Raw genomic sequence first — 6,632 nt, 5'->3', positions numbered from 1 at the left:
CAAACAAGCTCAAGGCTGTTCTTATTAATAGCCGTTTGGTCACTCAGTTCATTGATAAATCTTATTGATTATCATCAACGAGTGCCCACACAGATTGATAGGTTTAAATTGTTAAAGAGCAATCTTAACGTGGCAAGCTTTTTGCTTTCCGGTTAAGAGGGCGGCCATTTTAACGATTTGATTGAGAGTGTCAAACACTTTCTACAATCTTTTTTCGTTACCCTTTTTGAGAAGGTTGTGACCTCTGACCCGTTGCGGCCGTTAAGCTGTGTGCTCCGTGTCAGTGAGGTCGCATTATAGAGATCAAGTTCACATTGGCAAGGGCTTTTTTTAATTTATCGCTCAACCGTTTAAATTATAATCAAACCATTATTTTTTGATTATAATTTAAACATTTGAGCGATATCACAGCAATAAGTTGGTAAAAACTCTCTATTAAACGTAAGATCAATAAGTCTGTTCTTATACAGGCGTATTCTTAACTTTCTTTTATTCAATATGTAGTATTCAAATATGAACTCAAAAAAATCAATTATGATGGTTATGGTGCTTGCAGTAGTAGGTGCCGTGTTATTTTTCTATTTTAACGTTTCACCTATTGTTAGCTTTCTAGTTGGTGTTGTCGCAACCACTCTTATTCTTTCTACTTCTTCGTCAACACAAGCAAGCTCTTCGAATAAAGAGACAGCTTCGACTCAAACACTTTATGTAGGTAATTTACCTTATAAAGCAAATGAATCGAATGTTCGTCAAATTTTTTCCGAGTATGGTGAGGTGTTCGCTGTTCGTTTAATGAAAGATAAAAGAACTGGCAAGCGACGTGGTTTTGGTTTTGTTGTTGTTGCAGAAGCAGATACCGATAGCATCATTAATAACCTTAATGAAAAAGATTATATGCAACGCACTTTAAAAGTTCGCGTTGCTAATGATCCGAAACACCCGGAAGGGGAAATGTCCGAACTGGATTAAATCCAAATTCAGCCAATCCCAAGTTCAGCGCCACGCCTTCCCAAGGTGTGGCGCTGCTATATATAGAGTACCCACGTTTCGTTAATTTGCTATCTGTTACATTTTGATTTAATAATCGACCAACTCTTACCGCAATAGCTTCTCCTGAATCGATCAACACTACATCCTTCCCAAAAACACTCTGCATCTCATATTTTAAAAGAGGGAAATGTGTACACCCGAGAACAGCCACATCAATTTGATTAATAAGTGGAGAAAGTATTTCTTTTAATTCATCGTAATCAATCGGATTGCCTCTTAGTTTTTCTTCCGTCATTGTAACAAGGCGAGTAGAACCAAGCAGATGAACTTTAGATTGAGGAGCAAACTCTTTAATTAGGTTATGAGTATAGTGACGATTGATGGTTGCTGGTGTAGCAATAAGGCCAATGGCTTTTGTTGAAATCATTGCCGCAGGCTTAATCGCAGGAACGACACCAACAACTGGGATCTTAAGCTCTTGCCTTAGACGAGGTAGGACTATCGTGCTTGCCGTGTTACAGGCAATAACCACTAAATCTATATTATGTTCAGTCACCATTTTTCCGACCAAACGACTTACTCTCTCAAGTAATACCTCACTATCAAGCTCCCCATACGGATAACCTTCATTATCAAATAAGTAGATATAATTGAGATGGGGTAAATGTGCATGGATATTTTTAAAGACGGATAATCCGCCAACGCCAGAATCAAAAATCAGCACATTTTTTTCTGCTTGCATCCGCCTAACCATTACAAGTCAATTAAGAGGGCCATCATACCGCTTTGTGATGTATTAAGAAATAACGGCTCGATAGCGTAAGTGGCAGTAATCCGATAAAGATTCAATGTGTAATTGACTAAGCTGTAATTTCCCAGTAAAACAAGGAGCTTGAGTCACCAAAGTGTGGAACTCCCCATTTTCACCGCACCAATCGACATTCTCAGGAAGTTGATTAAGCAAGCTTGAGGTGTACCACTGTCCACAAAATGCTGCTGGTAACATTTCATTTTGAGTAGTGACCAAAATGGTTTTTATACCTACATCTAGAATCTCTTTTGCCAGTTGATTACTTGAAGTGCCTAATAAAGGAAAAATGCATTTCCAACCAGCCGGTTCAATATAACTTCGTCGATAATCGGCAATACCGTTATGAAACATGTCACCAAAGGCAACACAATCAAACTCTAGCTCGCACGACTTTAATCCATTGACGATGCACGCTTGATAAATTGCATTGGATGGAAAGACTTCTGGTAGCTCAATCTTGATCAGTGGTAATCCCATTAATTGAGCTTGCATCTCGACCACTGAAATAGGAGTCACTTGGTAAGGAACTTGTTCACCCACAAACGATGTAAAGACTCCAACCACTTCATGAGTAGGATCCTGCAATAATCGAATTAAAGTTAAGCACGAATCTTTTCCAGATGACCAACTGACCATGACTTTTTTCATATATTGTTCACCTTTGTTATCACTGCACCTTTATATCTTCCTATAAAAAACCGCCAAACTGAACCGTTGGCGGTCTATCTGATCATTTAAAATGAATAAGCGAGGGTGCCATAATAACTACGTTCAGCTGTATTATAGTCATACACTGTTTCATAATTTTCATCGAGTAAGTTTTCAATTCTGCCACTTATAGTCCATTGCTGAGTTATATAATAACTTGCTGTTAAACCAACCAACGAGTAGGCGTCAAGTGTTTCAACATTTTGTAAGTAATTTGGGGCTCCACCAAAAGAGGTATCATAACGTTTTCCTTGATAAAGATAATTAATCGCCGCTTGCCATTTATCACCTTGATAACCAATCGTCCACTTCACATTTTCTTTCGCTATACGAGTTGCTTGGTTATGTGGATTATTGTTTTGATTACTTTTATCTTTAGGATCTAAATACTCTAAGCTGAGCGTATGTTGTAACCAACCAGTCATGAAAGTTCCGGTCCATTCAACACCATTGATCAAGACATCATCATTACCACAACTATTATTATCCTGGCAGCTAATACGGTTATCAATATCTTGTTGGTAAACACTCAAACGCCAATCTAACCAACTATGCTCACCTTCAATGGCAACTTCATAACTTGTCGTTTCTTCTGGTTCTAAATCTGAATTTGAGTAACTTCCAGGGTAGTAGAGAGCATTAAAATCAGGTGCTTTAAAACCAGTACCCGCATTGGCAGTTAATCGTAATTCTGAAGCAAACTGCCAACCCAACCCAAGCTGCCAAGTAGTATGCGAACCAAATTGTTCATTATCATCAAGTCGAACGCTCGACTCTAACTGGTAAGTACCGTCATTATAACCATAAGCTAAATACCCAGCTCGATTATAACGCTCCGTTTCATCGTATTGTGTATCCGATGAACCAACATCGTCATTATAATATTCTGCTCCGAATCCAATATTATTCGTATTATTTAAAGCTACGTTATTGCGCCAGCTAAATGTATATCGCTCTGTCGTAGTTTCACCATATAAACTATCGACTAATTCTTCTTTATTTTGAGTCATTGCAAAGGTCGATGCATAACGAGCGGATTGATATTCTAACTGAGTGGAAAGTGTGTAGTTATAATTATCATTGGTTGCACCATTGGTATAACTGTCATCATAATCAACTTGCCCATCATGGTATTGCCCACCAAGCCTAAGCAACCAGTTATCCGATAATTGATAACCTAAATCGGCGACTATATCTTGATTTTTAAATCCATCGTCATCAGGATCATTATTTTTCAATGCGTCAAAACCATTAGATTCTTGATGCTTAGCGACCAAATTCAACCAGCCTTTATCTCCGATCAATATACTCGCATTCCCAGTATATGATTGATATTGATCGCTACCTCCAGTTGCACTCATGCCTGCTGTATTCTTGCTTGGATTAGTCGCAGTAATGATATTAATCACACCCGCGCTGGCATCCGCACCATAAACAGCAGCTCTTGCGCCTCGAACATATTCAATACGTTGAATGCCTGTAAGCGGTATTTGACCAATATCAGCATAACCAGTTGTAGCACTGCCTATCCGAGAACCATTCAATAAGAATAAGACATTACTACTACCCCTAACATACGCTTTTCCTGTAGAGCCATAACCACCATTCTGGGTTAACTGGACACCAGGAAGTTGACGTAATACTTCGGTTAGCGTGTTAGCTTGTTGGGCTTGAATATCCGCTTTTGTAACAACGACAACAGGAACAATCGTATTTTCAACTGATTCGGTTAAACTTGTGCCTAATACTGTGACTATTTGTTGTGAAACTGCCTCAGCAGCATATGAAAAAGAGAGAGGGGTGCACAGCGACATAATAGACGCTGCTAAAAGTGTTTTTTTCATTTATTGTAAGTCCTAAAACGCGAGAAACATTGCGAGCATTTGCTCCGTTGCTGGCAGGTCTTCGGACTTAAAGCTCGGTATTGCTACCACCTACTCCTTTCCACTTCCCATCTTGCTTAACCTCAAGCTAAAACAGTGTCTCGGTTAATCATTAACCTTGAAAGTTTCGTTCTTCACACCGCTGCGCGTCAGTTCTGGATTTACACCAAATTCCCTTTTCAGCCTCCCCTATTCAATAAAATCAAATACAGAGGTCACCAGCAAAGCCGATCCTAAAGTGCTATGATCGCCTTGTCTACACTATTATTAAGAGCAATGAATGATGTATTTCTCATTTATTCAGGTCAGCGATGATTTATAGTCAAAACTGGACATCTTTGCTGCAATAGATAAAATCTGCGCTCCTTGTTCCAATCTCTATTTAAAAAGAACACCAAAAGGCTTATTTATGGCAACTGTAAACAGCAGCGCGGATCGCTATGCGCAACAACTGACCAACAAACTGCAACGTCTAGACGAGATGTTTTGTGAGTTTACGACGCCAGAAATCGAAGTCTTTGAATCACCAGAACAACACTACCGCATGCGTGCTGAATTTCGCGTATGGCATGAAGGTGAAGACATGTATTACATCATGTTTAACCAAGAAACTCGTGAAAAATACCGTGTTGATCAATTCCCAACCGCTAGCCGCCTTATTAATGATTTAATGCCACTGCTATTAGATGCAATGAAGCCGAATCGCAGCTTGCGCCATAAACTATTTCAAGTGGATTTTTTGTCTACATTAAGTGGTGAGATTTTAGTTTCGCTGTTATACCACCGCCAACTCGATGAAGAATGGAAGCAACAAGCACAAGCCTTAAAGCAACGCCTTAACGATGAAGGATTTAACCTAGATTTAATTGGTCGCGCTCGTAAAATGAAAATCGTCATGGATCGCGAATATGTGATAGAAAAACTGCAAGTCAACGGTAAGCCTTATATCTATCAACAGGTTGAAAATAGCTTCACTCAACCTAACGGAATTGTGGCGCAGAAAATGTTGGAATGGGCGGTTGATTGCACTCAAGACAGCCAAGGTGATTTACTTGAACTGTATTGTGGTAACGGGAATTTCTCCCTTGCCTTGGCGCAAAACTTTAATCGAGTACTCGCGACAGAATTAGCGAAGCCATCCGTAGATTCAGCGCAATACAACATCAAAGCAAACAACATTGATAACGTACAAATTATTCGCATGTCGGCAGAGGATTTTACGGATGCAATGGAAGGTAAACGCGAGTTTCGTCGTTTGAAAGATAATGGCATTGATTTAAACAGTTATCACTGCAACACCATTTTTGTCGATCCGCCTCGTTCGGGCATGGATGACGGCACCTGTAAAATGGTACAAGGTTATGAACGTATTATGTATATTTCATGTAACCCTGAAACCCTGAAAGATAACTTAGCCATTTTGACTCAAACTCACCATGTCACGCGCTTTGCTCTGTTTGATCAATTTCCTTACACCCATCATATGGAAGTCGGTGTGTTTTTAGAGCGTAAATAATCATTCATGGTGAACAATAATATCGACTTTACTGCTTACATAAAGTCGATATTTTTACCCCTAACATTCAAATTCAAACAATATATTAACGACCAGATTGACGGTACTTTCTCTTTGTTAACATCGCACCTTTCGACAACATCTTTAACTGTAAAATCATTCGTTCAGATAAAGCATTTCTATCTTCAACATTTAAATCCAAAGCTTCTGCTCCCGAAGTGAAGACAATGGTGACCGCCGCTTCAGCTTGAATAGCCGCAAATTCACGCTCTAAACCCGTTCTCATTAAATATTCCGTTAATTCAGCGCCAAAATGATGCACCTCGCGCGTGACAGCAGTTCGAAACTCTGTCGATGTTCCAGAACGCTCACGCAACAATAAACGAAAGATATTCGGGTTGTGCTCTATAAACTCCATAAAAGTATGCACCGAAGTCCGAATTAAACTCCCTTCAGCAACAATACGTTGGCGTGCTTGGCGCATAAGCTGGCGTAATAACAAACCGCCCTCATCCACCATAACCAAACCTAGTTCATCCATATCTTTAAAGTGACGATAAAAAGAAGTAGGCGCAATCCCTGCTTCTCTTGATACTTCTCGTAGGCTTAAATTAGAAAAACCTCGATCAGCACTCAATTGACCAAACGCTGCATCAATTAGGGAGCGACGTGTTTTTTCTTTCTGTTGAGCTCGAATACCCATAATGCTATCTACTTATTTTAA

The 6,632-nt window shown here is 39.5% G+C and carries 6 protein-coding genes and 1 riboswitch; of the genes, 2 read left to right on the top strand and 4 right to left on the bottom strand.

Annotated elements, in window-relative coordinates; genetic code table 11:
- The first annotated feature begins 513 nt into the window (after positions 1 to 513).
- The gene (locus tag HC725_RS12070; protein ID WP_190332071.1) at positions 514 to 969 is read left to right on the top strand and encodes an RNA recognition motif domain-containing protein; all 456 of its coding nucleotides are present in this window, start codon (positions 514 to 516) and stop codon (positions 967 to 969) included.
- Here HC725_RS12070 and murI read toward each other — a convergent pair.
- The 3 genes from murI to HC725_RS12055 form a co-directional block, all read right to left on the bottom strand.
- Entirely contained in the window at positions 923 to 1,732 is an 810-nt protein-coding gene (gene murI, locus HC725_RS12065; RefSeq protein ID WP_446751367.1) for a glutamate racemase, read from the bottom strand. The genes HC725_RS12070 and murI overlap by 47 nt on opposite strands.
- 54 nt (positions 1,733 to 1,786) lie before the next feature.
- Positions 1,787 to 2,449: a Dph6-related ATP pyrophosphatase gene (locus HC725_RS12060; protein ID WP_190332069.1), complete on the bottom strand. Its 663-nt coding sequence runs from the start codon at positions 2,447 to 2,449 to the stop codon at positions 1,787 to 1,789.
- Between the two features lie 86 nt (positions 2,450 to 2,535).
- On the bottom strand, positions 2,536 to 4,353 hold the full coding sequence (locus HC725_RS12055) for a TonB-dependent receptor domain-containing protein (RefSeq protein ID WP_190332068.1): 1,818 nt from the start codon (positions 4,351 to 4,353) through the stop codon (positions 2,536 to 2,538).
- Between the two features lie 35 nt (positions 4,354 to 4,388).
- Positions 4,389 to 4,630, bottom strand: a riboswitch (cobalamin riboswitch).
- 171 nt (positions 4,631 to 4,801) lie between these two features.
- Here HC725_RS12055 and trmA point away from each other — a divergent pair.
- Positions 4,802 to 5,908 (top strand): tRNA (uridine(54)-C5)-methyltransferase TrmA, encoded by a 1,107-nt coding sequence (trmA, locus tag HC725_RS12050; RefSeq protein ID WP_190332067.1) that lies wholly within the window; start codon positions 4,802 to 4,804, stop codon positions 5,906 to 5,908.
- A gap of 85 nt (positions 5,909 to 5,993) precedes the next feature.
- Here the strand turns inward: trmA and fabR are convergent, their stop codons facing one another.
- Positions 5,994 to 6,611 (bottom strand): HTH-type transcriptional repressor FabR, encoded by a 618-nt coding sequence (gene fabR, locus HC725_RS12045; protein ID WP_190332066.1) that lies wholly within the window; start codon positions 6,609 to 6,611, stop codon positions 5,994 to 5,996.
- Positions 6,612 to 6,632 lie beyond the last annotated feature (21 nt).

This window comes from Vibrio sp. S17_S38 (assembly GCF_014694375.1).
Lineage (GTDB): Bacteria > Pseudomonadota > Gammaproteobacteria > Enterobacterales > Vibrionaceae > Vibrio.
The sequence above is the reverse complement of the archived record's forward strand: the minus strand, read 5'-3'. Positions and strand labels throughout refer to the sequence as shown.